General features: G+C 50.2%; 1 protein-coding gene. It reads left to right on the top strand.

What is annotated here, in order from left to right; genetic code table 11:
* A partial coding sequence (locus M595_RS31470; RefSeq protein ID WP_023070060.1) for a hypothetical protein occupies positions 1–329 on the top strand: 329 nt, incomplete at both ends.

Raw genomic sequence — 329 nt, 5'->3', positions numbered from 1 at the left:
GGATGCTTGTATTTTATTGCAAGTCCAGGGAGAACCCCGGCCTGATTGGATGTTACGCATTGATCTCACCCCTCCGGTTGAAATTCTCAAAAATTGGGCGCGTTGGGGTTCACAGGCCGCTATTGGTCGTATCCTCAATCAAAAGCTAGAGGAGTCCAACGTCAAGGTTCGCGCCACCCTTAAAGAATCCACTCTCCATTTATTTTGTGAAACCCTCACTGCCGAAAAACCCTCCCGTAGCCCAAAAAACAAACACAACGCTCCGGCTAAAGCAAAAGTGATGGCGGCGATCGCTCCAATTCTCGATACCCTTGCCCCCCAGGGAATTC

Source organism: Lyngbya aestuarii BL J (genome assembly GCF_000478195.2).
GTDB lineage: Bacteria > Cyanobacteriota > Cyanobacteriia > Cyanobacteriales > Microcoleaceae > Capilliphycus > Capilliphycus aestuarii.
This window is presented reverse-complemented; position numbering and strand designations above follow the sequence as displayed.